The sequence below is a fragment of the Olleya sp. R77988 genome, assembly GCF_044594215.1.
Classification (GTDB): Bacteria; Bacteroidota; Bacteroidia; order Flavobacteriales; family Flavobacteriaceae; genus Olleya.
In genome coordinates, this window is the sequence record NZ_CP138988.1 from 1862166 (window position 1) to 1889024 (window position 26859).

The window sequence follows — 26859 nt, forward strand, 5'->3', positions numbered from 1 at the left end:
CTAAAATGTTCAGGCTTTTTGTATTAATAAAATAAAGATTAATGAGGTTTACTTCACCTCAAAAGTAATCTTTAAGTTTACTCTAAAATCTGTAACCTCACCATCAGTTACACTAGCACTTTGATCTTGTACGTATACAGATCTGATATTTTTAACGCTTTTAGACGCGTGTTTTACTGCTTTTTTAGTTGCATCTTCCCAACTTTTATCCGAGTTAGATAATACTTCAATTACTTTTAATACTGCCATAATATTGGTTTTTAATTATTGTTTCTTCTTTAAAATTACGATATAATAATTTATAAAAAAACCTAAACGTAAAGTTCAGGTTTAATTAATAAGTTGACTAAAAGTTTTTTATAATTTAAAACCTAAAGTTAATGTAATATTTGAGTTGCTATTTTCTAATGCAACAGTATCTGTTAAACCTGCATTAAAAAGCTGATTATTTCTGTCTTGTTTGGAGTTGCTAAAAGCTAAATCTAAATTTGTGTTACCAAAATTGTATCCTAAACCTAAAGAGTAACCAGTTAAATCTCCAATTGTTTTACCATCTGCATATGGGCTTTCTTCAAGTCTATATCCTCCTCTAAAGCTAAATTGGTTAACTTTATATTCTGCACCAATTTTGTAGGTAGAAGCAGCTGTTAAAGTATTTTCCATTATTGAGTTTTGAGAATCAAAATAAGAATCTGACGTAGGTTTAAATTTTGTTTTACTATAATCTTTTCTAGAATAGTCAAAACTAATTAATCCTTGTTTTCCAAAAACATATGCTAAACTTCCTGTAATTTTACTAGGAGTTTGTATTCTGTAACTAGGAAAGATGTTTATAATGTTTGGATCAACAATTTGATAAAAATCACCATTTACGTCATCAATAACTAAGGTTTCAAGATACTGTGTAGTTTCTTCTTCTATAGTCATCCATGTTGGAGAATCATAAGTTAATCCAGCTCTTAGTTCATTAGTTAATTTGAAAATTCCTCCTAGTTGAAAAGAAAAACCAGAACCATTTGAAATTAAAGTATTATCAAATAAAACCTCTTGTACTAAAGAAGCAGAGTTTGTGTTAGTCTCATAGAAACTTGTGTAACGCTCATAATTTAAAAAGTGAGAATTAAGATTTAAACCTAAGTAAATATTGTCATTATATTGTGCTCCAGCATTAAAACTTATTTTTCCATTGTAACCATTTGCAACATAATTATAATTTTGTTTAAAAGAATTACCAGCTATATTACTTGTATAAGCTGTGTTATCATCATCAAATGTGTTAGGTTCTAAAATATAAGAATCATACCCTAAAAAAGCTTGCTGGTTTTGATAACCATAAGCACTTCCAATTGCAGAATAAGCATCTGTAGTAGACTCTCCTGTAAAAGCTGAAATCTCATCAAGTCTTAATCCTTGAGCATTAGCTAGAAAATATTGACCAACACTAACATTCCCTGTACCATTAGCTCTCCAATCATTTTCATAATTTTTAGTATTATCAAATGCAATTCCTAAAGTAAACTTTCTCCAAGGAGAATCAGTATTGTTGTTTTTAAAAACAAATACACCTCCACCTTGACTTAAATCTATAGTTGAATTTGAAGTATTACGATTTCCACTAAAATAACTAGTGTTATTATCATTATTTTGATTTCCTAAAGAGATTGAAGCATAACTACTTGTAAATACTGCAGATCCTGCTGGATTTGCACTAATAGCACTAATATCTCCTCCTAGTGCACCAAATGCACCACTCATTGCTTGAAAGCGTGCAGAACCTTTAATTTCTCCACTAGAGTATCTTAATGCATCATTAATATCTTGAGCTTGACTTATAGACATAGATAACACACCTATGACTAGCATAATTATTTTTTTCATAAACTTTTTTTATTTTTTAATTCTAACCTCTTCCTCTTCTTGAACTACTAGATGAAGAACTGCCTCTTGAAGAAGAACTACTTCTAGTTGAAGTACTTGATGGAGAACTTGTTCTTGGTCTTGAAGTGTTACTTCTAGGCGTTGACGTACTTGATCTTGGTCTAGATGTACTTGTTCTTGGTCTTGAATTATTACTTCTCGGTGTAGATGTATTTGTTCTAGGTCTTGAAGTATTTGTTCTAGGTCTTGTTGTACTATTAGTTCTTGGTCTAGATGTAGAATTTGTTCTAGGCCTTAAACTAGAGTTTCTTGTGTTTAATCTAGAGTTTCTGTTTAATAAAGATCCTCTTCTTCCTGTATTATAAGCAATACCTCTTCTGTAATACCCATTATTATATGCGTATCCATTACCCCAATAAGGGCTTCCCCAATATGGGTTCCCCCAAAAATTATTAAACCCATAACCCCATCCAGCGTTCCAGCCCCAAGGATTGTTCCAACCCCATCCAGCATTCCAGCCCCAACGATTAAAGCCCCAAGGTCTATTCCAACCCCAAGTATTCCATCCATAAGGTCTTCCCCAAAAATTATTCCAACCCCAACCATAGTTGTTAAAACCGTTATCGTAAACATTAATGACAATGTTTTCGTTAGTAGCTCCCCAACTTCCGTTTTGACTTGAATCTTCTAAAGAATCATCATAAGTCCCTTGGTAAGAATCAATATCTGTAAAAACATCATCTGTTTCAGTATATGCTTCAGCGTCTTGTGCTTTTTCTTTAAAATAATTTGTGTAGTAATCGTTATTGTTTTCTTCTTGAATTACTACAGTTCTTTGTTCTGCATTTTCCGTAGGTGTTTCATAAATTCCATCACTGGTTTGTCCAACATATTGATAAGATCCACATGAACTTAAAGCCAAAGCAGCTAAAAGAACCATAAAAGCAGGTATTTTGTTAGATAAGTAGTTAATTAATTTCATAACGTGTTGTTTTTAATTGTTGAACATTACAAAAATAGTTAGTTTTGTCCAACTATTTTAATATTTAACATAATCACAATTTTTGTGCCAAAATACTGAATATGAGTAAAAAACTAACAAGTAGAGCTGAAAATTATTCCAAATGGTATAATGAATTGGTTGTAGAGGCTGATTTAGCAGAGAATTCTGCTGTAAGAGGTTGTATGGTAATTAAGCCTTATGGATATGCTATTTGGGAAAAAATGCAAGCAGAATTAGATAGAATGTTTAAAGAAACAGGACATCAGAATGCTTATTTTCCCTTATTTGTACCTAAAAGCTTATTTGAAGCTGAAGAAAAAAACGCAGAAGGGTTTGCTAAAGAGTGCGCAGTTGTTACACATTATAGATTACAGAATGATCCAGACAATCCTGGAAAATTAAGAGTAGATCCTAAAGCTAAGCTGGAAGAGGAGTTAGTAGTGCGCCCAACTAGTGAAGCTATTATATGGAGTACTTTTAAGGGGTGGATCCAATCTTATAGAGATTTACCTTTATTGATTAACCAATGGGCTAATGTGGTGCGTTGGGAGATGCGTACACGTCTTTTTTTACGTACAGCAGAGTTTTTATGGCAAGAAGGGCATACTGCTCATTCTACCAAAAAAGAAGCTATTGCAGAAGCTGAGTTGATGAATAACGTCTATGCTACGTTTGTAGAAAATTTTATGGCTATTCCTGTAATACAAGGTTTAAAAACTGAAAGCGAGCGTTTTGCTGGAGCAGATGATACGTATTGTATCGAAGCATTAATGCAAGACGGAAAGGCATTACAAGCTGGTACCTCTCATTTTTTAGGACAAAATTTTGCCAAAGCATTTGATGTAAAGTATACTTCAAAAGAAGGAAAGCAAGATTATGTTTGGGCAACGTCTTGGGGAGTTTCTACACGATTAATGGGAGCGCTTATTATGACTCATAGTGATGATAAAGGGTTAGTGTTACCTCCAAATTTAGCGCCAAATCAAGTAGTTATCGTTCCGATTTATAAAAATGAAGAGCAATTAGAAGCCATTACAGAGGTTGTAAATGGTATAATGAAAGATTTAAGAAATAAGAATGTTTCTGTTAAGTTTGATAATAGAGATACTTATAGACCAGGAGCAAAATTTGCTCAGCACGAATTACAAGGCGTACCTTTAAGAATTGCTATAGGAGCTAGAGATTTAGAAAATGGTACCGTAGAGCTTGCAAGACGTGATACTTTAACTAAAGAGATTGTTTCATTAGATGGATTAGTAGATAAAGTTGAAGGTTTAATGACAGAAATACAAGAATCTTTATTTACAAAAGCCTTAAACTTTAGAAACGAGCATATTACAGAAGTAGAAACTTTTGATGAGTTTAAGCAAGTGTTAGAAACTAAAGGCGGATTTATATCTGCGCATTGGGATGGTACAACAGAAACTGAAGATAAAATTAAAGAAATAACTAAAGCAACCATTAGATGCTTGCCTTTAGAGGGTAAGATTGAAAAAGGTGTTTGTGTCTTTACTGGAGAGCCTTCAGAGCGACGTGTCCTGTTTGCAAAAGCGTATTAATTAATTTTTTTTTAATTTTTTTTAATTAGTTGTTGCGACATTTAAAAATAGTTGTATTTTTGCATCCGCAATGGAAACATTGTAGGTTATTTAAAAAAGATTGCAAGTTTAAAAATTATAATTTATATTTGCGCTCTCAATAGCAAAATGGCCCGTTCGTCTATCGGCTAGGACGCATGGTTTTCATCCATGTAAGAGGGGTTCGATTCCCCTACGGGCTACAATTTTTTAATTAAAAGAAAAAAAACAAAATGGCAAATCATAAGTCAGCGTTAAAAAGAATTAGAAGTAACGAAGCTAAGCGTTTAACTAACAAGTATCAACACAAGACTACTCGTAATGCAATTAAGAAATTGCGTGAGTTAGAAGATAAGAAAGAAGCTGAGGCTTTATTTCCTTCTGTAGTATCTATGTTAGATAAACTAGCTAAGAAAAATGTTATTCATTCTAACAAAGCTTCTAACTTAAAGTCTAGTTTAGCTAAGCACGTAGCTGCTTTATAATTAGCTTTTAGTTTTAAAAAATATAGCGCTTCATTATTATGAAGCGCTTTTTTTTGTCTTAAACTTTATTAATCATGGTTAAAAATTGTCCTTTGGTAAGTACAAAAGCGATTATTTATCCATTTTATATGTGAAGAAATCATGATTGTTTTACAATTGTAACGGATAGCTTTTGTTGAGCATTGCTTTGCTTTAAGCAATAAAAAAAGCCTTGAAAATATCAAGGCTTAATTATTTTTATATGTTGTTAAAACTAGTTTAGGGTTATTTTAACCATTCATAGAGATTAAAAACTCTTCGTTGTTTCTGGTTTGTTTAAACCTGTCATTTATAAATTCCATTGCTTCTACAGGGTTCATATCTGCAAGGTATTTACGCATAACCCACATACGTTGTATGGTTGTTGCGTCTAATAATATATCGTCACGACGTGTACTTGATGATGTTAAATCGATTGCTGGGAAAATACGACGATTAGATATTTTACGATCTAATTGTAATTCCATGTTTCCAGTTCCTTTAAATTCTTCAAAGATAACTTCGTCCATTTTAGACCCTGTTTCTGTTAATGCTGTAGCAATAATAGTTAGTGATCCTCCATTTTCAATATTACGAGCAGCTCCAAAGAAACGTTTTGGTTTGTGTAATGCATTTGCATCTACACCTCCAGACAATATTTTTCCTGATGCTGGTTGTACAGAGTTGTATGCTCTTGCTAAACGGGTTATAGAATCTAATAATATAACAACGTCATGACCACATTCTACTAAACGTTTTGCTTTTTCTAAAACGATGTTAGCAATTTTCACATGTTCATGTGCTTCTTTGTCAAAGGTAGATGCAATTACTTCTCCACGTACATTACGTTGCATATCTGTAACTTCTTCAGGACGTTCATCAATTAATAAAATCATTTGATATACTTCCGGATGATTAGCAGCAATAGCATTTGCAACATCTTTTAATAGCATTGTCTTACCTGTTTTAGGTTGCGACACTATCATCCCACGCTGTCCTTTACCAATAGGGGCAAATAAATCCATTATACGTGTAGAAATGGTTGCTTGTTTTTCGGCAATATTAAATTTTTCTTGTGGAAATAAAGGTGTTAAATGCTCAAAAGCAACACGATCTCTAACCACATTTGGGTTTTGCCCATTAATTTTACTGACTTTAATTAACGGAAAATATTTTTCGCCTTCTTTTGGAGGTCTTACATGTCCAAGAACTGTATCTCCAACTTTTAATCCAAATAATCTAATTTGAGATTGTGACACATAAATATCATCTGGAGAGGATAGGTAGTTATAGTCTGATGATCTTAAAAAGCCATAGCCATCTTGCATGACATCTAATACACCTTCACTTTCTATAATAGCATCAAACTCAAAATCTGGTTCTCTGTAACGATTACGGTTGTCTTTGTTTCCGTTATGTTGATTACCGTTTTTTTGATTGTTATGCTTTTGGTTTTTTTGATTGTTATGTTTTGGACGATTTTGTTGTTTATTATCGTTTTGACGATCGTCTTTATTATCGTTACCCTGTTTATTTTTTTGATGATTATGAACCGGTTTTTTAGGCTCTTTTTTTACAGGAGGTGTCTTTGCTATTGGTGTTTCTGTAGGAGCCTTTTCCAGAGTTTTAACAGGAACTTGTTCTGTAACGATTTTAGTCTCTGGCTCAGGTTTTAAATCTAATTTAGGCTGATTTGGGCTATTTTTTTGTTGTGCAGGTTTAGTTACTCGTGCTCTTTTTGCTTTTTTAGGAGCTGCTTTTGCAGGAGTTTCCTCTTTTTTTACTTCTAAAACAGCTTTTGGGTCTGCTGCTTGTTTGTCTAGTATTTGGTATACTAAATCTAATTTTTTTAATGAACGGAATTTAGACACGCTCAATTTTTTAGCTATATCCTGTAATTCAGGTAGCTTCATTTCTTTTAATTGTGAGATTTCAAACATTGATGTTGAATTGACTTATGTGTGATGAGTTTTTTTTGAGTTTTTTATTTCTTGAAGAAAATAAGGTATACTTCTGAAGAATTAACGTTCTGCTAGTGTGAGTGTTGCATTGCGTTACTGCAATTATACAACTTTTATTTCAATTTTTTATTCAATATTTATAAAAGAAACTATATTTTTGTCATTCAAACTTTGAAACTTTTACATGTTACAACGTATTCAAACTATATACTTATTAATTGTTGCTATAATTTCTGGCGGATTGATTTTTGTCTTTAATTTATGGACGACAGTTAATGAAACTATTGTTTTTGCAAAAGACGATTTAGTTGTTTTTGGTTTGTTTTTGGGATCTGCGTTATTAGCATTGGTTTCAATATTTAATTTTAAAAACAGGAAATCTCAATTTGTTTTGGGACGACTTAATATGATATTAAACTTAATTTTACTAGGATTTTTCGTGTATCGAATACTAAATGCATCTGGAGAAGCAAATGATGTTTCTGAGAAAGGTGTTGCGATTTTTCTTCCTATTATTTCTATCGTTTTCTTGGCATTAGCCAATAAAGCCATTAAAAAGGATGAAGATCTTGTCAAATCTGTAGATCGTTTACGTTAAACCTAACATCTTAGTAGTATTAGTGCGAAAAAAAACCGAAGCAAAAGCTTCGGTTTTTTTATTTTCTATCAAATTCAATCACTTCCAGATTGTCAATTTTACCTTTGTCAACAGTAAAACGTAACATTGTTCTTACTTTATGAAATCCATGTATGCCAATTGCTCCAGGATTCATATGTAATAATCCTAATTTTTTGTCAGGCATGACTTTTAATATGTGTGAGTGTCCGCAAATAAAAAGTTTTGGAGGGTTTTGCTTTATTTCATCTCTAACTCTAATATTGTATCTATTTGGATAACCACCAATATGTGTAATCCAAACATCAATACCTTCAATAGTAAAACGGTTGTGTTCTGGAAATTCTAGACGTGCTTTGTCATTATCAATGTTTCCCCAAACAGCACGTAATGGTTTTAATTTTTTTATTTGGTCAGTTACATTTAAATCTCCTATATCTCCAGCATGCCATACTTCGTCAGCTTGTTTGACGTGTTTTAATATAGTATCATCAATATAACTATGTGTGTCCGAAAGGAGCAATATTTTTTTCATCTATAAAAAATTAAAGTCTTTTTAAGATAATTATAGTAATTTTCAAGCTAGGCAAGACTGACAAATAAATTATCTTTGTTTTTTTTTAATGTAAAAATACATCTTTATTGCGCTATTTTATAGAACTATCTTATAACGGAACTAATTATCATGGTTGGCAAAATCAGCCCAATGCAATTTCTGTACAAGAAGTTGTAGAAAAAGCTTTGTCTACTATTTTAGGCGAAACCATAGCTATAATGGGAGCAGGTCGTACAGATGCTGGTGTGCATGCAAAACAATTGTTTGCACATTTTGATACTGATTTAATTTTTGAAAACAAACAACTTAAATTTAAGTTAAACTCCTTTTTGCCTAATGATGTTGCTGTTAATAGTATATTTAAAGTCAAAGCAGATATACATGCAAGATTCCATGCGTTAAGCAGAGCGTATTTATATAGAATTTCATTACAGAAAAACCCTTTTAATTTTAATAATGCTTTTTATGTTAAGCAAGCTTTAGATGTTAAAAAAATGCAAGAAGCCACAAAAATTTTATTTGACTATAAAGATTTTCAATGCTTTTCAAAAACAAATACAGATGTAAAAACGTATAATTGTGTGATAATGAAAGCAGAATGGCAATTAGTGGAAGACGAGTTGCACTTTACAATTAAAGCAGATCGTTTTTTACGAAATATGGTACGAGCAATTGTTGGGACACTAATAAATGTTGGAGTTGGTAAAATAGATATTGAAGATTTACATAAAATAATTGCTTCTAAAAACAGGAGTGAAGCTGGTTTTTCTGTTCCTGCACATGCTTTGTATTTAAAAGAAGTCGCTTATCCAGAGGATATAAAATTAGTAGAATAATAATTTAAATATTTTCGCTTTAGCGGAAAGTAAACATGACAAAGACCAAAGAAAACATATTTGATATAGGATTATTTAAACGCTTGTTTAAATACACAAAGCCTTACAGGATTGTATTTTATGGTTTGATTATTTCTGTATTAATTTTAGGTGCATTAAGTATTGCTACACCTTTATTACTTAGAGAAATAATAGACGAGCATCTAGTAAAAAACGATTATAGTGGTTTTGTCAATCTTATTTTTTTAATGATTGCTTTGCTGATTGCGCAAGTCGTGTTTCAGTTAATTTTTATTTTTTATTCTTCTTGGTTGGGATTAAAAATGGTAAAGGATATACGCGTTAAACTTTTTGATCATATTCTTAGTTTTAAAATGAAATATTTTAACACCTCTTCTGTTGGTGTTTTAATTACTAGAGCAGTAACAGATATGGAGCGTATCTCTTCTATTTTTGGAAATGGTTTGTTTACTATTATTAGGGACTTATTGGTAATGGTTGTTATTTCTGGAACCATGTTGTACTATAATTGGCAGCTAAGTTTAATTGTATTTGTAACATTACCTATAGTGTTATTTGCAACAAAAATATTTCAACGTTACATGAAACGTGCTTTTGAAGATGTACGTAATGAAGTATCTAATTTAAATTCTTTTGTGCAAGAACGCGTTACAGGAATGAAGATTTTGCAATTGTTTACACGTGAAGACACAGAGTATAAAAACTTTAAAGCAATAAATGATCGTCACAAAAAGGCTTGGTTAAAAACGGTTTGGTATAACTCGATATTTTTTCCAATTGCCGAGTTTTTAGGATCGTTAACTTCAGGGCTTATAGTATGGTATGGAGGATTAAATGTGTTAGTAGAAGGTAGTAGTGTTACACCTGGAGCTTTATTTATGTTTATTACCATGATACCAATGTTATTTAGACCATTACGTCAAATAGCAGATAAGTTTAACACGCTACAAATGGGTATGATTGCCTCAAACAGAGTGTTTAAAATATTAGATACAACGTCACATATTGATAATTCAGGTAGTCTTGTTCCAGATAATTTTAAAGGAAACATTGCTTTTAAAAATGTCCACTTTAGTTATGTCGAAGACGAAAAAGTTTTAAAAGGGATTAGTTTTAATGTTAACGCAGGAGATACTGTTGCAATAGTTGGAGCAACTGGAGCAGGGAAAAGTACGGTTATTAATTTATTAAACCGTTTTTACGAAATCAATTCCGGAACAATAGCAGTTGACAATACTAATATTAAAGACTTTAAATTAGACGCTTTAAGGCAGCAGATTGCTGTAGTGTTACAAGATGTATTTTTGTTTGCGGATACTATTTTAAATAACATAGCACTTAATAATTCTGATATTACTGAAGCTAAAGTTATACAAGCTGCAAAGGATATTGGAATCCATGATTTTATAATGAGTCTTCCAAACGGTTATCATTATAATGTAAAAGAACGTGGTGTAATGTTATCCTCTGGACAACGTCAATTAATATCGTTTTTACGTGCTTATGTTACTAATCCAAGTATTTTAGTGTTAGATGAAGCAACGTCGTCTGTAGACTCTTATTCTGAGCAATTAATACAAAATGCAACAGATAAAATTACAAAAGGACGTACCTCTATAGTCATTGCACACAGATTGGCAACCATCCAAAAAGCAGATAATATAATTGTTATGGATGCTGGAAAAATAGTGGAGCAAGGTACACATGCAGAATTACTTAAAAAAGAAAATGGGTATTATAAAAACTTGTACGAAGTACAGTTTTTACAGGCTGATAAAGTGGCTTAGTTGTTAAAAATAGCCTGGATTTCTTCTGAATGCTTTTAGTTTAACTTTTCTTAGGTTTATAGTTGTTTTGGTTCTTGTTTTTTTAGAGATAAGTTTTTTTATATTACTATATTTAATCTCACAGTTTTTTGGAAGATTTATAACAAATTCACCATTTTCATTTGTCTTAGTTTCATAAAGAGTATCACTTTCTTTTATGTAAATATAAATAGGACGATTTGCTTGAACCTTCTTGTCATTGTTAAACGCTGTACCTTTTACAAGACATGAATCAGAATGTTTTAAAACTGTTTGCCCATAGGATAAGATAAAAAAAGTAGTTCCAATAAATAAGCTTGATGCTAAAGCAATGGTTTTAATTTTTTTATAGTTTATAAAAAAATCAATTTGATCATTTGTTAAGGCAACACATTTCTGTTTACCATAATGATTCATAGCAATATTCTCGATTGTTTTTTCTGTTAAATCAGCTAAATCTATTTTACAAGTGGAGCAAAAACGACTTTTTAGAGATAGTTTCATTTTCTCCCAATCTTCTGTGCAGGAACCTTGATTTAAAATATCTCTATTCATAATGATTTAATACTATTTAATCCAAATCCTTTTTCAAAATTTCAGCTAATTCTGTAGTGTCTTTAAACGCAAGGAATTCGCCATTTCTAAAACAAGAAATCTGTCCAGTTTCTTCACTAACAGCAATTGCAATAGCATCTGTACGCTCTGTAACACCTACTGCTGCACGATGACGTAAACCAAAGCGTTGTGGTAAGTTTTTTTCGTTATTTACTGGTAAAATAACACGTGTTGCTTTTACAATATTGTCTTGTATAATAATGGCTCCATCGTGTAATGGGCTGTTTTTAAAGAAGATACTTTCTAAAATAGGTTGTGTGACTTTTATATTCATTTCGTCACCAGAGTTGGCTAAAAAGTCTAAATTATTATTACGTTCTAAAACAATTAAAGCTCCAGTTTTACTGCTACTCATTTTGGTGCATGCAGCAATTATAGTATCGATATCTGTGGATGTACCAGCTTCAATTTTTAAAAACTTTAACTGGCTTAAAAACTTGCGTCTACTTGCAAAATTTGTAGATCCAACCATTAGTAAAAACTTCCTAACTTCTTGCTGGAATACTATAATTAAAGCAATAAAACCAACACTAATAAAACCACCTAAAATTTTGGTTAGTAGTACCATTTGTAAGGCTTCAACAGTTAGATAGATAAAGTAAATAACTACAATACCAATAAAAATGTTAATAGCAACAGTCCCTTTTACAAGTTTATAAACATAATAGAGTAGTAGTGCTACCAATACAACATCTATAATGTCTATCCAGCTAAAATTTAAAATGTCTTTAAATATCTCCAAGTAAAAAGTGGTTTTTGTAAATTTAGTAAAATTGGGTTAATAAATGAATTCGTTATCGCTAAATGAAATTGATTCTAATTTTATATCTGATAATTTTGACTTTATTGTTATATAATCTTGAAAAGTCAATTCTTTGTTAAATGATAAAATAAATTTTTCTTTTAAATCAAGAGATTGAGTATTTATAATTTGTTTAATAAGATTTTTTTTGTTTGCTATAACACGATTAGAAAAAGAAGTGTCTTTAAAAATTTCAATTTTATTACTATTGACGATGTTTAAATATGCTTTTGGAATTGTATCAATTGTTGAAGTTTTTCTGCTATAATCAGAGTACGATCCTTTGTGATAAAAAACATCAGTAAAATCCAAAAACCCTAAATTTTTAATACTAGTGTCGTTACAAGTATAGTAGTTACGCGCTCTTTCGTTTTTATGTAAGGAAGCATTGCGTTTTTTGTCTTGTAAAAATTTAATTTTTGGTAAGGCTTGCTCTAAAGTCAAACGCTTGTCCACGTTTACTAACCAGTTTGTAGATATAATTAAGTTTTTTCGGTTTAACTCGACACTATCTTGTTTGGTTTCGTCATAAAAAATATAAGCAGGAGACACGTCTAAAATCTCTGTAATTTTTGCATTTTGTATTTCTGGTAATTGAATAATTTTTTCTTTTCCGCAGGAAAAAAACAAAAGTGTTATAGCAATAATTAATAATCTATTTTGCATGTAATTGGTTATATAGTGTGATACATTGGTTAGCTTCTTTTACATCGTGCACACGTAATATCTTTGCGCCTTTTTGTAAAGCAATCATATGTAAAGCTGTGGTTCCGTTAAGTGCTTCGGTTGCAGTGGTGTTTAGTGTTTTGTAAATCATGGATTTTCTTGACACACCAGCCAATAAAGGTAAATCTGCAATATTAAGTAGTTCAAATTGGTTTAGTAATTCAAAATTTTGTTCTAAAGTTTTTGCAAAACCAAAACCAGGATCTAAAATTAAATCAATTATACCTAAGTGTCTTGCTTTTGCAATACGATCAGAAAAATAAAAATTAATATCTTTTAATAAATCGTCGTAATTGGTAAGGGTTTGCATAGTTTCTGGTGTCCCACGCATATGCATCATAATAAATGGGACTTGTAAATTAGCAATAGTTTGCAGCATGCTTTTGTCTAAAAATCCAGCTGAAATATCATTAATCAAAGCAGCTCCAGCTTCAATACTTTGTTTAGCAACTTTGCTTCTAAAAGTGTCAATGGATAAAATGATGTTTGGAAATTTTTTGACTAATAATTTAACAATAGGTAATAATCGTTGTAATTCTTCATCTTCGCTAACAAAAGGCGCATTTGGTCTGGAGCTGTAAGCACCAACATCTATAAACGTTGCTCCTTCTTTAAGCATCGTATTGACTTGATTTAAAATAGAAACTTCATCTTTATAACGTCCACCATCAAAAAAAGAATCTGGTGTAACGTTTAAAATACCCATGGTTTTAGGAGTACTTAAATCTATAAGGTTGCCTTTACAATTTATTGTCATTTGTACACTTATAAAAGGTGTTTGGATAAGGTTGTTAAAACTTTAAACCCTAAACCTTGAACTTTTAATTATTTTATGCGAAATTTACACAAAATTCAGTCAATTTATGCAAGATACTTCAAAACAATACGATGCTATAATAAAAACCTGTCGCGACCTGTTTATTAATAAAATGACAGATTATGGAAGTGCATGGCGAATTTTACGTTTACCATCTTTAACAGATCAAATTTTTATTAAAGCGCAACGTATTAGAGGATTGCAACAAAACGATGTGCGTAAAGTTGATGAAGGCGAACAAAGCGAGTTTATTGGCATCATCAACTATTGTATTATGGCTTTAATACAGTTAAAAAAAGGTGTTGTAGAGCAACCAGATTTAGATGTTGATCAAGCTATAAAGCTTTATGATAAAGAGGTTAAAACTACCAAGCAATTAATGCAAGACAAAAACCATGATTATGGTGAAGCTTGGAGAGATATGCGCGTAAGTAGCCTTACAGATTTGATTTTACAAAAATTACTTAGAGTAAAGCAAATAGAAGATAACTCTGGAAAAACTATTGTTAGCGAAGGGATTGATGCTAATTATCAGGACATGATTAATTACGCCATTTTTGCTTTAATTCATCTAGCACAAGAGTAATATAAACTAAAAATAGATTTCTGCTTTTGCAGAAATGACAAGAATTATGAAATACATAGTACACATATCAAGAGTATTAGTTGGAGGATTATTTATTCTTTCTGGATTGGTTAAACTTAATGATCCTTTAGGGTTTTCTTATAAACTACAAGAATATTTTAGTTCTGATGTTTTAAATATTCCTTTTTTAGAGCCTTATGCTTTAGGAATTGCAGTATTTGTAGTTGTTTTAGAAGTTGTTTTAGGTGTGTTTTTACTAATTGGTTACAAGCCTAAATTTACGGTTTGGAGCCTCTTAGCAATGATTTTGTTCTTCACGTTTTTAACATTTTATGCATGGTATTTTGAAAAAGTTAAAGACTGTGGATGTTTTGGAGATTTCTTAAAATTAGAACCTTTTGAAACCTTTATAAAAGATGTAGTTTTAACTGTGTTAATTTTAATTCTGGTTTTTGGATTAAAATATATCAAACCTATTTTTGGAAAATTGCCAACAATAATATTAGCATTACTTGGATTTGTAGGTAGTTTGTGGTTTGGATATCATGTATTAATGCATTTACCAACTTGGGACTTTAGAGCTTATAAAGTTGGAGATAATATTAAACAAAATATGATTTATCCAGAAGACGCTGCGCAACCAGTTATAGAGTATACTTGGACGTTTAATGAAAACGGAACAGAAAAAACGTATGTAACTAGTGGGTCTTATCCAGAATCTACAGGAAAATATATTAAAGTAGAAACCAAAACTATCTCTGAAGGTTATAAACCTAAAATTTATGATTTTTCAATAGAATCTACTGAAGAAGACTTTACAGATAAATTTTTAACAGAAGACCATTTAATAATGGTTGTAGCTTATAATTTAGAACATGCCGAAGCAGAAGGGATGAGTGCCATAAAAACAATAACAGATAAAGCTATAAAACAAGGTTATACAGTCATTGGTTTATCTGCATCTGGTGACGATGCAATTGCTGTTGCTAAAAAAACCTATGGTTTAAATTTTGATTTTTATTTATGTGATGAAAAAGCTGCAAAAACAGTTGTAAGAAGTAATCCAGGAATTTTAAAACTTGAAAAAGGAACTGTTATCCAAAAAGCACATTGGAATGATGTTGATGATATTGACTTACCAAAGGTAGAAAGACCAGAACCAAAAAAAGTAGAAGAGATTATTGCTTATTTTATAAATGATGTAATAGCGACAAAAGAAAGTGTAGAAGTTTTAAATCCTGATTCTATAGAAAGAATGGATGTATTTAAAGGGAAAGCACAATTAGACTCGTTAAATATTGATAGAGAAAAGAATTATACAAGTGTTATTAAAATAAAGTTAAAAGAATAACCTCTGTCTAAACGTTTTGCGAAGTATGAGCAAAATGTATCGAGAAGCAGAACGATTAACAAATAAACAAAAACCAAATAAACAACTCAACTGCTAACATACTTTCTAAATAAAACCGGTTACGCATTACTCACATTATTTGGAGTAGTCACTGTTATATTCTTTTTGTTTAGTGTCCTTCCAGGAGATCCAGCACAAATGATGTTAGGTCAAAACGAAGATAGTCAGCAGTTAGCAATCGTTAAAAAAAAATATGGTTTTGATAAGCCAATCGCTACGCAATATTTGTACTATTTAAACGATTTATCACCACTTTCATTTCATTCTAAAACAGAAGGAGACTATACCTATTTAAGTCAGAATAAATATTCCGCAAAGCAACTATTTTCAATAGGTAATACAACAACTGTTTTAAAGTTCCCTTATTTGCGAGAATCCTTTACTAAACAAGGTAAAAAAGTTAGTCAGGTCTTGTCAGAGACCTTGCCTAATACATTTGTGTTAGCAGTGTCGGCAATTCTTATAGCTATATTTTTAGGTGTAATACTAGGTGTGGTTTCTGCATTAAAAAAAGATACAATTATAGATAAAACTATTCAGATTTTAAGCACTTTAGGTATGAGTGTACCTTCTTTTTTTAGTGCTATTTTATTTGCATGGCTATTTGGATTTGTACTACATAAATACACTAATCTAGAAATGACAGGAAGCCTTTACGAGTTGGATGACTTTGGAGAAAAAATGCACATCAAATGGAAAAACTTAATCCTTCCTGCAATTGTTTTAGGAATTAGACCTTTAGCAGTAGTAATACAATTGATGCGAAACTCCTTACTAGAAGTATTTAACCAAGATTATATTAGAACAGCCAGAGCAAAAGGCTTGTCAGAACTTCAGATTATAAAAAAACACGCCATAAAAAACGCTTTAAATCCAGTAGTTACAGCAATATCAGGTTGGTTTGCAAGTATGCTTGCAGGAGCTGTCTTTGTCGAGTATATTTTTGGATGGAATGGATTAGGAAAAGAAATAGTAAACGCCTTAAACACATTAGATTTACCAGTAATTATGGGTTCTGTGTTAATTATAGCAATACTCTTCATTATTATTAATATTTTTGTAGATATAATTTACACTTGGTTAGATCCAAAAGTAAAATTAGAGTAACGTATTGCTGCATAAGCAGGAATCTTATTAAACAAAAATGAAAAAAAACATATTCCTATTCTTCGCAAGTCTCTTTTTTTTAAACTGTAGCGCACAAGAACCAACCCAATTTACAGAAACAGCATTAAATGATACGTTTATAGATTTGGATGGTACTTCGGTAACTTTTCAGTCTATTTTAGATCAGCATAAAGGAAAAACTATAGTAATAGATATTTGGGCATCTTGGTGTAGCGATTGTATAAAAGGAATGCCAAAAGTGCAAGCACTTCAGTTAAAAAATAAAGAAGTAGTTTTCTTGTTTTTATCTTTAGATAAAAGCCAAGAAAGCTGGAAAAAAGGAATAGAAAAATATAAGGTTAAAGGTCAAAATTATTTTATGCAATCAGGTTGGAAAGGCGACTTTGCAACATTTGTAAATTTAGATTGGATACCAAGATATATGGTAGTTGATAAAGACCAAAACATAACAGTATTTAAAGCTATAAAAGTAAACGATAAAAAAATAAAAAACGCATTATAATGAGAAAAAACATAGTAGCAGGAAACTGGAAAATGAATAATGACTTATCGCAAACAGAAGCGTTAATTTCAGATTTAAATAAGCAAATAAAAACCTCTAATGCAGAAGTAATGATTGCTCCTTCGTTTACAAATCTTTGGCACGCATTTGAAGCCACAAGACAAGACAGTATAGAAGTGGTGGCACAAAACATGCATTTTGCATCAAATGGAGCTTACACAGGAGAGGTAAGCGCATCTATGTTAAAAAGTGTAGGTATCCAAACCGTTATTTTAGGACACTCAGAACGTCGTGCATATTTTAACGAAGACGATGCTATTTTAGCTCAAAAAGTAGATACAGCATTAGCAAATAATTTACGTGTTATTTTCTGTTTTGGAGAAGAATTAGCAGACCGTAAATCTGGAAATGAAGAAGCTATAGTAGAAGCGCAAATTAAAAACGCGTTATTTCATTTAGACGCATCAGCATTTAAAAACATCGTATTAGCATACGAGCCAGTTTGGGCAATCGGAACAGGCGAAACAGCAAGTCCAGAACAAGCGCAAGACATGCACAAATTTATCCGTAAAACCTTAAACGATAAATACGGTAACCAAGTTGCGGACAACATGTCCATCCTTTATGGAGGAAGTGTAAAACCAGCAAATGCTAAAGAAATTTTCTCTAAACCAGACGTAGATGGAGGATTAATTGGAGGAGCAGCACTAAAAGCCGAAGACTTTTACGCAATAGTAAACGCCTTTTAAAAAACAAAAAATTGGGCGTTACCACAAGGGTCGCGCTTTCGGTAGTCGCTCTCTGCGAGGAGCTCCAACAATACCTCAATCGCTAACGCACCTATCAGCAAACAACAAAGACAACAAAAATGTCAGACAATATATACTTAGGCTATTATTTTAAAGCAGAGCCATTACAACCAGCAACCGAAATTTTAATAGCAGAATTAGGATACGCAGGATTTGAAAGCTTTGTCGAAACCGAAGAAGGTGTAACCGCTTATATCCAAAAAGAAGAATGGAAAGAAGATATCTTAAGCAATATCCAGATTTTAAATTCAACCGAATTTAAAATTACTTACACCTTTGATCAAATAAAGCAAACCAATTGGAATGAAGAGTGGGAGAAAAACTTTAACCCAATAGTAGTAGATAATGCATGTGCAGTACGTGCACCATTCCATGATAAGTTTGATACACAATATGAAATTGTAATAGAACCAAAAATGAGTTTTGGAACAGGGCATCATGAAACCACACACATGATGATACAGCATATCTTACAAAATAATTTTGAAGGTAAATCTGTTTTAGACATGGGTTGTGGTACAGCAGTATTGGCTATTCTTGCAGAAATGAAAGGCGCAAAACCAATAGACGCAATAGATATAGATAATTGGTGTTATTTAAATAGTGTAGAAAATGCAGAGCGTAATAACTGTAAGCATATTTCTGTTTATGAAGGAGAAGCATCACTATTAGAAGGCAAAAAATACGATACAATAATTGCAAATATTAATCGCAATATTTTGCTAAACGATATTGGTACGTATGCTAAATGTTTAAATACAGACGGAAGTTTGTTTTTAAGCGGTTTTTATCAAGAAGACATACCATTAATAGAAAAAGAGTGTAATACACATGATTTGACGTTAAAAAATACGTTAAAACGTAACAATTGGGTTGCATTACAATTTGAAAATTAATATTTTAGTAAAAATAATTAATTAAAATCCTATTAATTTTCCCATTTGGGAATGTATAAAGGAAAAGAAATGAGTACAAAAGAAAAAATTCAAGAACAACATCAAGTTGACACGTTAGAAAAGCCAAATAATGAAATTGTGGTTTATAATGATGATGTCAATACGTTTGATCATGTTATAGACACACTTATTTATGCATGCGATCATACACCAGAACAAGCAGAGCAATGCACAATTTTAGTACACTATAAAGGACAATGTACAGTAAAAACAGGAGCTTATAAAGAGCTAGAACCAAGATGTACTATGCTTTTAGAAGCAGGACTAAGTGCTGAGATCATTTAAAACACATACAAATACACATTTTATAAAATAAAAAAGCAAGCTAATTTAGCTTGCTTTTTTTGTGACCTCGACTGGATTCAAACCAGTAACCTCTTGAGCCGTAATCAAGTGCGCTATTCAGTTGCGCCACGAGGCCTTTTTTTGTGGGTGCAAATATATTTCTTTTTTATATAAACATCAAAGTTTTATGGCAATTAAAATTAATCTAGTGCATTTTTTGTTACAAATAATTTCCAGCCAAAAATAGCCATCTGTAGTTTAGTGGCTTTGCTTAGATCTAATCTTTGCTTTGTGTAGCTTGGTAAAACAAGTTTATTCAGTTTTGATAAAAACTTGAAAACACTTTTTTTCATACCCTTTTATTTTAAATTTATGATTAGCCAAATATCGCTTTTTATTTTAAAAATAGTAAAACTTATTCTAGACTAAGTTTTACATTTTTTGTTTAAAGTATAATCGAGGTTAAAACATCGATTATTAGTTTGGCAAGTGTTAGCATAATTTAAAAGTTTTAAGGGTTAATAAAACATCCATTTTACAGGATTGTTTATGGAAGATATATTTTTTGAATATTATCCACCAAATAAAAACTTATAAATCAATACAATTGACTTTACTTATATAAGTAAATAAATGTTAATGGTTTTAATATTTAAAGTTTAATCTTTAATAAGGTTTTAAATTGTAAGTCTTAATAGGTTATTGTGTTTTTAATTGACACAATTGTAGGGCGTTTTTTGTAGCTTTTTTGAAAACCAAGGGAGTTTTTATTAAAAAAAGCATAAAAATGTATAGTTTCATTATTTTTAAATCTTTAAAATTAATTAAAACAGGAATAAAACAAGACTGTTTTATAGTTGTATATTTGCAAAAAACTAATAGCATGAAAATTAAAACATTACTCTTATTTATCACCTTTTTATATGTTTCTGTAAGTGTTTCGCAAACTGTAGTAATAAACGAGCTGGATTGTGATACACCAAGTATAGATGATAAAGAGTTTGTAGAGTTGTTGTCAATTACACCAAATTTCCCACTTGATGGTTATGTACTAGTGTTTTTTAACGGTTCGACTAATGGAGCAGATTCAAGTTATTTTGTTATAGATTTAGATGGGTATACTACAGACGTTAATGGTTTATTGCTTATTGGTAGCACTACAGTAAGTCCGTTTCCACAATTAATAATAGCTCCAAATTTAATTCAGAATGGTGCAGATGCTGTAGCTATTTATTTAGGAGATGATACGGATTTTCCTGAAGGGACTTTGGCAACACAAACTAATTTAGTGGATGCTTTATGTTATGATACTAGTGATTCTAACGATACAGCTTTAATGGCTTTATTAGGAGTGACAGAACAGATAAATGAAGGTTCTGGTAATAATACTAATTCTATCCAACGGTTTGATGATGGTTCTGGTGGTATTGCCTATACATCTACAGTTCCAACACCTAGAGCTTTAAATGATGGTAGTGGAATTGTTTTAAATGGTATCTTAACTTCAGTATCATTAACTCAAGTTGATGAAGATGGTAATTTTGACATAACGTTTACTGCAGAACAAAATGTAACATCAGATTTAACTATTAATTATAGTTTAAATAATGGAGGTTTTAATGCTTCAGATTTTTCTGGAAGCACAACTGTAGTAATACCAAACGGTCAAAATACAGTAACTACAACAATAACTATTATAGATGATGCTTTAGATGAAGGAGATGAGGTTTTAAAAGTTGTAATACCAATGTTACCTACAGAATATTTAAGATTGAATAATAATATTGAAATTAGAGTAGTCGATAACGATTTTGTTGTTGCACCTTTTGGAACACCTTTAAATCCAACATTTGGCGTTGTTGCAAGTACGCAACCATCAGGATATTATGATGGTTTAGATCTTCAGTCTGGAGCTGCTTTAGAACAAGCTTTACAAGACATTATTGCTGAAGAAGGTGTTGTTAGAGGGCAAACTTATTCTGATATTATAGATGTTTTAGAAGAAGCAGACCAAAATCCTGAAAACAGTAATCAAGTATGGTTGGTATATACAGAGCAAGGACGTGCTAAATTAGATTATCAAACTACTTCAAATAATTTTGGAACCTGGAATAGAGAGCATACTTTTCCAAGATCTCTTGCTGGTTATAGTAGTATTGATTTAGATGATATAAGAGATGGTAAAGATGTGTATTGGAATACAACAGCAGATTCATTAAGACATGGTAATAGTGATGCACATGCTTTAAGAGCTGCAGATGGACCAGAAAATAGTTCTAGAGGTAATCAGCATTATGGACAATATAATGGACCAACAGGAACAGCAGGAAGTTTTAAAGGAGATGTTGCAAGAAGTGTATTGTATATGCAAATTAGATATAATGGATTGAGTATAGAAAATGGTTTTCCAAGCGTTAGTGGGCAAATGGGAGATTTAGCAACTATTTTAGATTGGCACAGAAATGACCCTCCAGACGATTTTGAAATGAATAGAAATAATGTGGTTTATGAATGGCAATTTAACCGAAACCCTTTTATTGACCAACCCGATTTAGTAGAATATATTTGGGGAAATCAAGTTGGAATGCAATGGAATCAGTTCTTAAGTGCATCAGAGTTTAGTGCTCAAGCTATAAAAGTATATCCAAACCCAGCAACCGATAAATTGTATGTTTCTGGAATCAAACAAAATTATAATGTTTCTGTTTTTTCTTCTGAAGGTCAAGAGGTTTTAAACAAAATCATTGCTAATAATAGTTATGTAGATTTAAAATTAGCAAGTGGTTTATATCTAGTTAAAATAGAATCAGAAGGCGAAAGTTTAATAAAAAAGATTATTATTGAATAATATAAATCTTTACAAAACAAAAAGACCTTCAATCGAAGGTTTTTTTGTTTTGTAAATAATTTGGTTTTCAATTTATACTGTTTAAAAAAAAGAAGTCCAAATTCATATTTAGGATTTCTAAATGTATCTTCGCAAAAAAAAAATAATTTATGAGTGTAGCTTTTTTAATCTTAGGATTTGTGCTTTTAGTAGTTGGAGGAGAATTTTTAGTACGATCGTCTGTAGCTTTATCTTTTAAACTTAATATATCTAAAATAGTAATTGGTTTAACAGTTGTGTCTTTTGCTACTTCTGCGCCAGAGTTATTGGTTAGTCTGCAAGCAGCATTTAATGGATCACCTGCAATAGCAATTAACAATGTAGTGGGTTCTAATATTGCTAATATTGGATTGGTTTTGGGTATTACAGCTATAGTTGGAGCAATTGTAATCGATAAATCTTTTTATAGATTGACCTGGCCAGTAATGATGTTGTTTTCTGGTGCTTTGTATTATTTTTTATGGAATGATAATCAGTTAGTTGCTGTGGAAGGAGCTATATTATTTGCTGGTTTAATTGTTTTTATTGTTTATATTATTAAAAGTCAAAAACCATCAAGTGATGATCTTGAAGAGGTTGATGATGCTTTAGCTATTGTGTCTAATTTTAAGATTGCAATCTGGTTGTTAATTGGTGCGTCTGCTTTATATTTTGGAAGTGAATGGTTGGTAAAAGGAGCAACTGAAATAGCCACAAGTTTAGGTGTAAGTGAAGCAGTAATAGGTGTAACTATGATAGCAATAGGGACAAGTGTGCCAGAATTAGCAGCTTCTGTAATTGCAGCAGCAAAAAAAGAGAAAGCAATTTCTTTAGGTAATTTAATTGGGTCTAATATTTTTAATATTGGATCTGTTTTGGGTTTAACATCAATGATTAAAGTAATTCCGGTAACAGAGCCTTTAATCTTGTCAAGGGATATTTTCTGGATGTTGATTTTTGCAGCATCTATAGTTATTTTAGGGTTGTTGCCTAAAAAAAATCAAATAGGAAAAATGAAAGGTTTTGGCTTAGTTTTACTTTATGGAATATTTATCTTTTTAGTATTTAAAGGCTAATCTAAAAAAATGTCATAAAAAAACGCTTTCTAATTATTAGAAAGCGTTTTTTTTGGATTTAACTAGTCTAGTAATCAATCTAGCTAATATTGGCAGATTTAACGGTCTTAATGATTCGTCCTGCAATTTTGTATGGATCACCATTAGAAGCTGGACGACGATCTTCTAGCCAACCTTTCCAGCCTTTTTCAACTGTAATAATTGGTATTCTTATTGAAGCTCCTCTATCAGAAACTCCATAACTAAAGTCATTTATAGAAGCAGTTTCATGGTCACCAGTTAAACGTTGATCATTAAACTCTCCATAAACAGCTATATGTTCTTTTACTACTGGTCTAAATGCTTCACATATTTTTTCATATGTTTCTTTACTACCACAAGTTCTTAAAGTTGTATTAGAAAAATTTGCATGCATACCAGAACCATTCCAATCCATATCTTTTCCTAATGGTTTTGGGTGGTATTCAATATAAAAGCCATACTTTTCAGTTAATCTATCTAAAAGGTATCTTGAAATCCAAATTTCATCTCCAGCTTGCTTAGCTCCTTTAGCAAACAATTGGTATTCCCATTGCCCAGAAGCAACCTCTTGGTTAATTCCTTCAAAGTTTAATCCTGCATCAATACATAAATCTGCATGTTCTTCAACTAAATCTCTACCATGTGTGTTCTTACCACCAACAGAGCAGTAATACATTCCTTGTGGAGCAGGATAACCACCAATAGGGAAACCTAGAGGTAATTGAGTTTTAGTATCCATAATAAAGTACTCTTGCTCAAAACCGAACCAGAAATCATTATCTTCATCTTCTATCGTAGCTCTTCCATTAGAAACGTGAGGTGTACCATCCGCATTTAAAACTTCAGTCATTACTAAATATCCATTTCTTCTTGTTGGATCTGGATAGATTGCTACTGGTTTTAATAAACAGTCAGAAGCACCACCTGAAGCTTGTTTGGTAGATGATCCGTCAAAAGACCACATTCCTAATTCTTCTATAGTTCCTTTAAAGTTTTCATGCTCTTCAACCTTGGTTTTACTTCTCATGTTTTGAGTTGGATAATATCCATCTAACCAAATGTATTCTAATTTAATTTTTGCCATAATACTTACAGATAATAGTTAATAAATATGACCACAAATATAAAATGAATTTTAAATAACCTATAAAATAATAGAGGTAAAATTAATATTTTTATTAAAAACATGTTAATAACCCTGTTTTTTTATGGGTGTTGATGATTTTTGTGTTTAAAACAGCTTGAAATTAATATATTTGTAAAAAAACAAGTTATTATATGTCTACTTTAAGGTTTAATGCAATAAAAAAATCATTAAAACGTAAACCAATTCTTGTAAAAGAAAAACAACGTCGTTCAGAGATCTTTGGAGCTAATGTTTTTAATGAATCCACTATGCGTCAATATCTTACCAAAGATGCTTTTGGAAGTGTGATTGATGCAATTCAACATGGGAAAAAAATAGAAAGAATAGTTGCAGACCATATTTCTACAGGAATGAAAGAATGGGCAATTTCTAAAGGAGCTACACATTATACACACTGGTTCCAGCCTTTAACAGGAGCAACTGCGGAAAAGCATGATGCTTTTTTTGAGACTATAGAAGGCGGATTAGCGATAGAAAGATTTGAAGGAGGGCAATTAGTGCAACAGGAACCTGATGCGTCTAGTTTTCCAAATGGAGGTATCAGAAATACTTTTGAAGCCAGAGGATATACTGCTTGGGACCCAACATCTCCAGCTTTTATATATGGCACAACATTATGTATCCCAACAGTATTTGTTTCCTATACAGGTGAAGCTTTAGATTATAAAACACCTCTTTTAAGAGCACTTTTAGCTGTAGATAATGCTGCTGTAGCTGTTTGTAAATATTTTGACAAAAATGTAAAAAAAGTAAATGCATCTTTAGGTTGGGAGCAAGAATACTTTTTAATAGATAGAGATTTAGCAGCCTCAAGACCAGATATTGTACAAACTGGACGTACCCTTTTAGGACACTCTCCAGCAAAAGGACAACAATTGGATGATCATTATTTTGGGACTATACCAAATAGAGCGATGTCTTTTATGATGGATTTAGAGACAGAGTGTATGTTGTTAGGTATTCCTGTAAAGACAAGGCATAATGAGGTGGCTCCAAACCAATTTGAATTAGCACCAATTTACGAAGAAGCTAATTTAGCGGTTGACCATAATTCATTATTAATGGATGTAATGGAAAAAATTGCTGATAGACATAATTTTAAAGTGCTATTTCATGAAAAACCATTTGCTGGAGTTAATGGTTCAGGAAAACATAATAACTGGAGTTTAAGTACAGATACAGGAGTTAATTTATTAAGTCCAGGAAAAACACCAATGAGTAATCTTCAGTTTTTAACCTTCTTTATTAATACTATAAAAGCGGTTCATGAAAACGAAGAGTTGTTAAGAGCAGCAATTGCATCTGCAAGTAATGATCATCGTTTAGGAGCAAATGAAGCGCCTCCAGCAATAATTTCAGTATTTATTGGAGAACAATTAACTAAGACATTAAATGAATTAGAAAATGTAACTCGTGGAAAGTTATCTCCAGAAGAAAAAACAGATTTAAAATTAAATGTGGTTGGAAAAATTCCTGATGTATTGTTAGATAATACAGATAGGAACAGAACCTCTCCTTTTGCATTTACTGGTAATAAATTTGAATTTAGAGCTGTAGGTTCCACAGCAAACTGTGCAAACCCTATGACAGTTTTGAATAGTATAGTTGCAAAGCAATTAATAGATTTTAAAGAAGAGGTAGATGCATTGATTGATAATAAAGATATGAAAAAGGATGATGCAGTATTTAATGTCCTTAGAGAGTATATTAAGCAGTCAAAAAACATCTTGTTTGAAGGAAACGGTTATGGAGAAGCTTGGGAAAAAGAAGCTAAAAAGAGAGGATTAAGTAATAATAAAACAGCTCCTGAAGCACTAAAAGCAAAAGTGTCAAAAAAAACGATAGCACTTTTTGAAGAATTAGGTGTAATGAATAAAGTAGAGTCTGAAGCACGATATGACATAGAGATTGATGAGTATGCTTTGCGTATTCAAATAGAAGGTCGTGTTTTGGGTGATATTGCACGTAATCATGTTGTCCCAACTGCTGTAAAATATCAAAACGTTTTAATTGAAAATGTAAAAGGTTTGAAAGAGATTTATGGTAATGACTTTAAAAAATTTGCCAAAGAGCAATTAAATCTAATCGAGCAAATTTCTGATAATATTGAAGCAATAAACTCCAATGTTACTAAAATGACAGCTGAAAGAAAAAAGGCAAATAAAATTGAAGATGCAGAAAAGAAAGCAATAGTATATTGTAATAAAGTTAAACCATTGTTTGATGACATTAGATATTATTGCGATAAGTTAGAACTTTTGGTTGATGACGAGTTGTGGCCTCTAACAAAGTATAGAGAGTTACTGTTTACTAAATAAAAGGATAGTATTTGTGTTGTAATTTGCGGACTCTATAT

Annotated in this window: 26 protein-coding genes and 2 tRNA genes; 16 read left to right on the top strand and 12 right to left on the bottom strand. The window is 31.4% G+C overall.

The window, feature by feature from the left end; genetic code table 11:
- Nucleotides 1–48 precede the first annotated feature (48 nt).
- The 3 genes from SJY17_RS08320 to SJY17_RS08330 all read right to left on the bottom strand — a co-directional run bounded on the left by SJY17_RS08320 (nt 49) and on the right by SJY17_RS08330 (nt 2860).
- On the bottom strand, nt 49–249 hold the full coding sequence (locus SJY17_RS08320; RefSeq protein ID WP_397362103.1) for a dodecin family protein: 201 nt from the start codon (nt 247–249) through the stop codon (nt 49–51).
- A 108-nt stretch (nt 250–357) separates the two neighbouring features.
- Nucleotides 358–1878: an OmpP1/FadL family transporter gene (locus tag SJY17_RS08325; protein ID WP_397362104.1), complete on the bottom strand. Its 1521-nt coding sequence runs from the start codon at nt 1876–1878 to the stop codon at nt 358–360.
- 22 nt (nt 1879–1900) lie between these two features.
- Nucleotides 1901–2860 (bottom strand): hypothetical protein, encoded by a 960-nt coding sequence (locus tag SJY17_RS08330; protein WP_397362105.1) that lies wholly within the window; start codon nt 2858–2860, stop codon nt 1901–1903.
- Nucleotides 2861–2961: 101 nt separating this feature from the next.
- On the opposite strand from SJY17_RS08330, the gene proS reads away from it, so the two are divergent.
- From proS to rpsT, 3 genes are all read left to right on the top strand, one after another.
- A complete protein-coding gene (gene proS / locus SJY17_RS08335) occupies nt 2962–4440 on the top strand; it encodes a proline--tRNA ligase (RefSeq protein ID WP_397362106.1) in 1479 nt (492 codons plus the stop codon).
- 149 nt (nt 4441–4589) lie between these two features.
- Nucleotides 4590–4661 (top strand) — tRNA-Glu (locus tag SJY17_RS08340).
- Nucleotides 4662–4691: 30 nt separating this feature from the next.
- Nucleotides 4692–4943 (top strand): 30S ribosomal protein S20, encoded by a 252-nt coding sequence (gene rpsT / locus SJY17_RS08345; RefSeq protein ID WP_397362107.1) that lies wholly within the window; start codon nt 4692–4694, stop codon nt 4941–4943.
- 269 nt (nt 4944–5212) lie between these two features.
- On the opposite strand, the gene rho is transcribed toward rpsT, so the two are convergent.
- Complete coding sequence (gene rho / locus SJY17_RS08350; RefSeq protein WP_397362108.1) at nt 5213–6901, bottom strand: transcription termination factor Rho; 1689 nt, start codon at nt 6899–6901, stop codon at nt 5213–5215.
- 205 nt (nt 6902–7106) lie between these two features.
- Between rho and SJY17_RS08355 the strand changes: the two genes are divergently transcribed.
- Complete coding sequence (locus tag SJY17_RS08355) at nt 7107–7520, top strand: DUF4293 domain-containing protein (protein ID WP_397362109.1); 414 nt, start codon at nt 7107–7109, stop codon at nt 7518–7520.
- A 58-nt stretch (nt 7521–7578) separates the two neighbouring features.
- Here SJY17_RS08355 and SJY17_RS08360 read toward each other — a convergent pair whose 3' ends face one another.
- Entirely contained in the window at nt 7579–8073 is a 495-nt protein-coding gene (locus SJY17_RS08360; RefSeq protein WP_397362110.1) for a metallophosphoesterase family protein, read from the bottom strand.
- 107 nt (nt 8074–8180) lie between these two features.
- Between SJY17_RS08360 and truA the strand changes: the two genes are divergently transcribed.
- Together truA and SJY17_RS08370 are read left to right on the top strand one after the other, a co-directional pair.
- Nucleotides 8181–8930: a tRNA pseudouridine(38-40) synthase TruA gene (gene truA, locus SJY17_RS08365; RefSeq protein WP_397362111.1), complete on the top strand. Its 750-nt coding sequence runs from the start codon at nt 8181–8183 to the stop codon at nt 8928–8930.
- Between the two features lie 35 nt (nt 8931–8965).
- On the top strand, nt 8966–10738 hold the full coding sequence (locus SJY17_RS08370; protein ID WP_397362112.1) for an ABC transporter ATP-binding protein: 1773 nt from the start codon (nt 8966–8968) through the stop codon (nt 10736–10738).
- Nucleotides 10739–10741: 3 nt separating this feature from the next.
- Here SJY17_RS08370 and SJY17_RS08375 read toward each other — a convergent pair whose 3' ends face one another.
- Genes SJY17_RS08375 through folP form a run of 4 tightly spaced genes read right to left on the bottom strand, consistent with a single transcriptional unit; the run spans nt 10742 to nt 13656 of the window.
- Nucleotides 10742–11311 (bottom strand): hypothetical protein, encoded by a 570-nt coding sequence (locus tag SJY17_RS08375; protein ID WP_397362113.1) that lies wholly within the window; start codon nt 11309–11311, stop codon nt 10742–10744.
- A 16-nt stretch (nt 11312–11327) separates the two neighbouring features.
- Nucleotides 11328–12113, bottom strand: a complete 786-nt coding sequence (gene cdaA, locus SJY17_RS08380) for a diadenylate cyclase CdaA (protein WP_397362114.1) — start codon at nt 12111–12113, stop codon at nt 11328–11330.
- Nucleotides 12114–12149: 36 nt separating this feature from the next.
- The gene (locus tag SJY17_RS08385) at nt 12150–12839 is read right to left on the bottom strand and encodes a hypothetical protein (protein ID WP_397362115.1); all 690 of its coding nucleotides are present in this window, start codon (nt 12837–12839) and stop codon (nt 12150–12152) included.
- Nucleotides 12829–13656: a dihydropteroate synthase gene (folP, locus tag SJY17_RS08390; RefSeq protein ID WP_397362116.1), complete on the bottom strand. Its 828-nt coding sequence runs from the start codon at nt 13654–13656 to the stop codon at nt 12829–12831. Before folP ends, SJY17_RS08385 begins: the two co-directional genes overlap by 11 nt.
- Nucleotides 13657–13762: 106 nt before the next feature.
- Between folP and SJY17_RS08395 the strand changes: the two genes are divergently transcribed.
- The 7 genes from SJY17_RS08395 (at nt 13763) to SJY17_RS08425 (ending at nt 19393) form a co-directional block, all read left to right on the top strand.
- A complete protein-coding gene (locus SJY17_RS08395) occupies nt 13763–14302 on the top strand; it encodes a DUF1599 domain-containing protein (RefSeq protein ID WP_397362117.1) in 540 nt (179 codons plus the stop codon).
- A gap of 46 nt (nt 14303–14348) precedes the next feature.
- Nucleotides 14349–15653 carry a BT_3928 family protein gene (locus SJY17_RS08400; protein ID WP_397362118.1) on the top strand — a complete coding sequence of 435 codons (1305 nt, stop codon included), beginning with the start codon at nt 14349–14351 and terminating at the stop codon, nt 15651–15653.
- Between the two features lie 90 nt (nt 15654–15743).
- Nucleotides 15744–16820: an ABC transporter permease gene (locus SJY17_RS08405; RefSeq protein WP_397364868.1), complete on the top strand. Its 1077-nt coding sequence runs from the start codon at nt 15744–15746 to the stop codon at nt 16818–16820.
- Between the two features lie 37 nt (nt 16821–16857).
- Nucleotides 16858–17343 (top strand): TlpA family protein disulfide reductase, encoded by a 486-nt coding sequence (locus tag SJY17_RS08410; protein ID WP_397362119.1) that lies wholly within the window; start codon nt 16858–16860, stop codon nt 17341–17343.
- Nucleotides 17343–18092 carry a triose-phosphate isomerase gene (tpiA, locus tag SJY17_RS08415; RefSeq protein WP_397362120.1) on the top strand — a complete coding sequence of 250 codons (750 nt, stop codon included), beginning with the start codon at nt 17343–17345 and terminating at the stop codon, nt 18090–18092. The genes SJY17_RS08410 and tpiA overlap by 1 nt, the downstream gene beginning before the upstream one ends.
- Before the next feature lie 119 nt (nt 18093–18211).
- A complete protein-coding gene (prmA, locus tag SJY17_RS08420; RefSeq protein WP_397362121.1) occupies nt 18212–19048 on the top strand; it encodes a 50S ribosomal protein L11 methyltransferase in 837 nt (278 codons plus the stop codon).
- Nucleotides 19049–19117: 69 nt separating this feature from the next.
- Nucleotides 19118–19393: an ATP-dependent Clp protease adaptor ClpS gene (locus tag SJY17_RS08425; protein WP_397362122.1), complete on the top strand. Its 276-nt coding sequence runs from the start codon at nt 19118–19120 to the stop codon at nt 19391–19393.
- Between the two features lie 62 nt (nt 19394–19455).
- Here the strand turns inward: SJY17_RS08425 and SJY17_RS08430 are convergent.
- Both SJY17_RS08430 and SJY17_RS08435 read right to left on the bottom strand, forming a co-directional pair.
- Nucleotides 19456–19529: transfer RNA gene (locus SJY17_RS08430), tRNA-Arg, on the bottom strand.
- 64 nt (nt 19530–19593) lie between these two features.
- Nucleotides 19594–19746, bottom strand: a complete 153-nt coding sequence (locus SJY17_RS08435) for an SsrA-binding protein (RefSeq protein ID WP_397362123.1) — start codon at nt 19744–19746, stop codon at nt 19594–19596.
- A 530-nt stretch (nt 19747–20276) separates the two neighbouring features.
- On the opposite strand from SJY17_RS08435, the gene SJY17_RS08440 reads away from it, so the two are divergent.
- Nucleotides 20277–22241 (top strand): endonuclease, encoded by a 1965-nt coding sequence (locus SJY17_RS08440; protein WP_397362124.1) that lies wholly within the window; start codon nt 20277–20279, stop codon nt 22239–22241.
- A 149-nt stretch (nt 22242–22390) separates the two neighbouring features.
- Entirely contained in the window at nt 22391–23335 is a 945-nt protein-coding gene (locus SJY17_RS08445) for a calcium/sodium antiporter (RefSeq protein WP_397362125.1), read from the top strand.
- A gap of 79 nt (nt 23336–23414) precedes the next feature.
- On the opposite strand, the gene SJY17_RS08450 is transcribed toward SJY17_RS08445, so the two are convergent.
- A complete protein-coding gene (locus SJY17_RS08450) occupies nt 23415–24440 on the bottom strand; it encodes a glutamine synthetase beta-grasp domain-containing protein (RefSeq protein ID WP_397362126.1) in 1026 nt (341 codons plus the stop codon).
- Between the two features lie 194 nt (nt 24441–24634).
- Between SJY17_RS08450 and SJY17_RS08455 the strand changes: the two genes are divergently transcribed.
- Nucleotides 24635–26821: a glutamine synthetase III gene (locus SJY17_RS08455; protein WP_397362127.1), complete on the top strand. Its 2187-nt coding sequence runs from the start codon at nt 24635–24637 to the stop codon at nt 26819–26821.
- Nucleotides 26822–26859: the final 38 nt, after the last annotated feature.

What these genes read in the sequence shown, in the direction of transcription:
- SJY17_RS08320 (WP_397362103.1), bottom strand. Translation starts at nt 249, where the DNA reads ATGGCAGTATTAAAAGTAATTGAAGTATTATCTAACTCGGATAAAAGT.
- SJY17_RS08325 (WP_397362104.1), bottom strand. Translation starts at nt 1,878, where the DNA reads ATGAAAAAAATAATTATGCTAGTCATAGGTGTGTTATCTATGTCTATA.
- SJY17_RS08330 (WP_397362105.1), bottom strand. Translation starts at nt 2,860, where the DNA reads ATGAAATTAATTAACTACTTATCTAACAAAATACCTGCTTTTATGGTT.
- proS (WP_397362106.1), top strand. Translation starts at nt 2,962, where the DNA reads ATGAGTAAAAAACTAACAAGTAGAGCTGAAAATTATTCCAAATGGTAT.
- rpsT (WP_397362107.1), top strand. Translation starts at nt 4,692, where the DNA reads ATGGCAAATCATAAGTCAGCGTTAAAAAGAATTAGAAGTAACGAAGCT.
- rho (WP_397362108.1), bottom strand. Translation starts at nt 6,901, where the DNA reads ATGTTTGAAATCTCACAATTAAAAGAAATGAAGCTACCTGAATTACAG.
- SJY17_RS08355 (WP_397362109.1), top strand. Translation starts at nt 7,107, where the DNA reads ATGTTACAACGTATTCAAACTATATACTTATTAATTGTTGCTATAATT.
- SJY17_RS08360 (WP_397362110.1), bottom strand. Translation starts at nt 8,073, where the DNA reads ATGAAAAAAATATTGCTCCTTTCGGACACACATAGTTATATTGATGAT.
- SJY17_RS08370 (WP_397362112.1), top strand. Translation starts at nt 8,966, where the DNA reads ATGACAAAGACCAAAGAAAACATATTTGATATAGGATTATTTAAACGC.
- SJY17_RS08375 (WP_397362113.1), bottom strand. Translation starts at nt 11,311, where the DNA reads ATGAATAGAGATATTTTAAATCAAGGTTCCTGCACAGAAGATTGGGAG.
- SJY17_RS08385 (WP_397362115.1), bottom strand. Translation starts at nt 12,839, where the DNA reads ATGCAAAATAGATTATTAATTATTGCTATAACACTTTTGTTTTTTTCC.
- folP (WP_397362116.1), bottom strand. Translation starts at nt 13,656, where the DNA reads ATGACAATAAATTGTAAAGGCAACCTTATAGATTTAAGTACTCCTAAA.
- SJY17_RS08395 (WP_397362117.1), top strand. Translation starts at nt 13,763, where the DNA reads ATGCAAGATACTTCAAAACAATACGATGCTATAATAAAAACCTGTCGC.
- SJY17_RS08400 (WP_397362118.1), top strand. Translation starts at nt 14,349, where the DNA reads ATGAAATACATAGTACACATATCAAGAGTATTAGTTGGAGGATTATTT.
- SJY17_RS08410 (WP_397362119.1), top strand. Translation starts at nt 16,858, where the DNA reads ATGAAAAAAAACATATTCCTATTCTTCGCAAGTCTCTTTTTTTTAAAC.
- tpiA (WP_397362120.1), top strand. Translation starts at nt 17,343, where the DNA reads ATGAGAAAAAACATAGTAGCAGGAAACTGGAAAATGAATAATGACTTA.
- prmA (WP_397362121.1), top strand. Translation starts at nt 18,212, where the DNA reads ATGTCAGACAATATATACTTAGGCTATTATTTTAAAGCAGAGCCATTA.
- SJY17_RS08425 (WP_397362122.1), top strand. Translation starts at nt 19,118, where the DNA reads ATGAGTACAAAAGAAAAAATTCAAGAACAACATCAAGTTGACACGTTA.
- SJY17_RS08435 (WP_397362123.1), bottom strand. Translation starts at nt 19,746, where the DNA reads ATGAAAAAAAGTGTTTTCAAGTTTTTATCAAAACTGAATAAACTTGTT.
- SJY17_RS08440 (WP_397362124.1), top strand. Translation starts at nt 20,277, where the DNA reads ATGAAAATTAAAACATTACTCTTATTTATCACCTTTTTATATGTTTCT.
- SJY17_RS08445 (WP_397362125.1), top strand. Translation starts at nt 22,391, where the DNA reads ATGAGTGTAGCTTTTTTAATCTTAGGATTTGTGCTTTTAGTAGTTGGA.
- SJY17_RS08450 (WP_397362126.1), bottom strand. Translation starts at nt 24,440, where the DNA reads ATGGCAAAAATTAAATTAGAATACATTTGGTTAGATGGATATTATCCA.
- SJY17_RS08455 (WP_397362127.1), top strand. Translation starts at nt 24,635, where the DNA reads ATGTCTACTTTAAGGTTTAATGCAATAAAAAAATCATTAAAACGTAAA.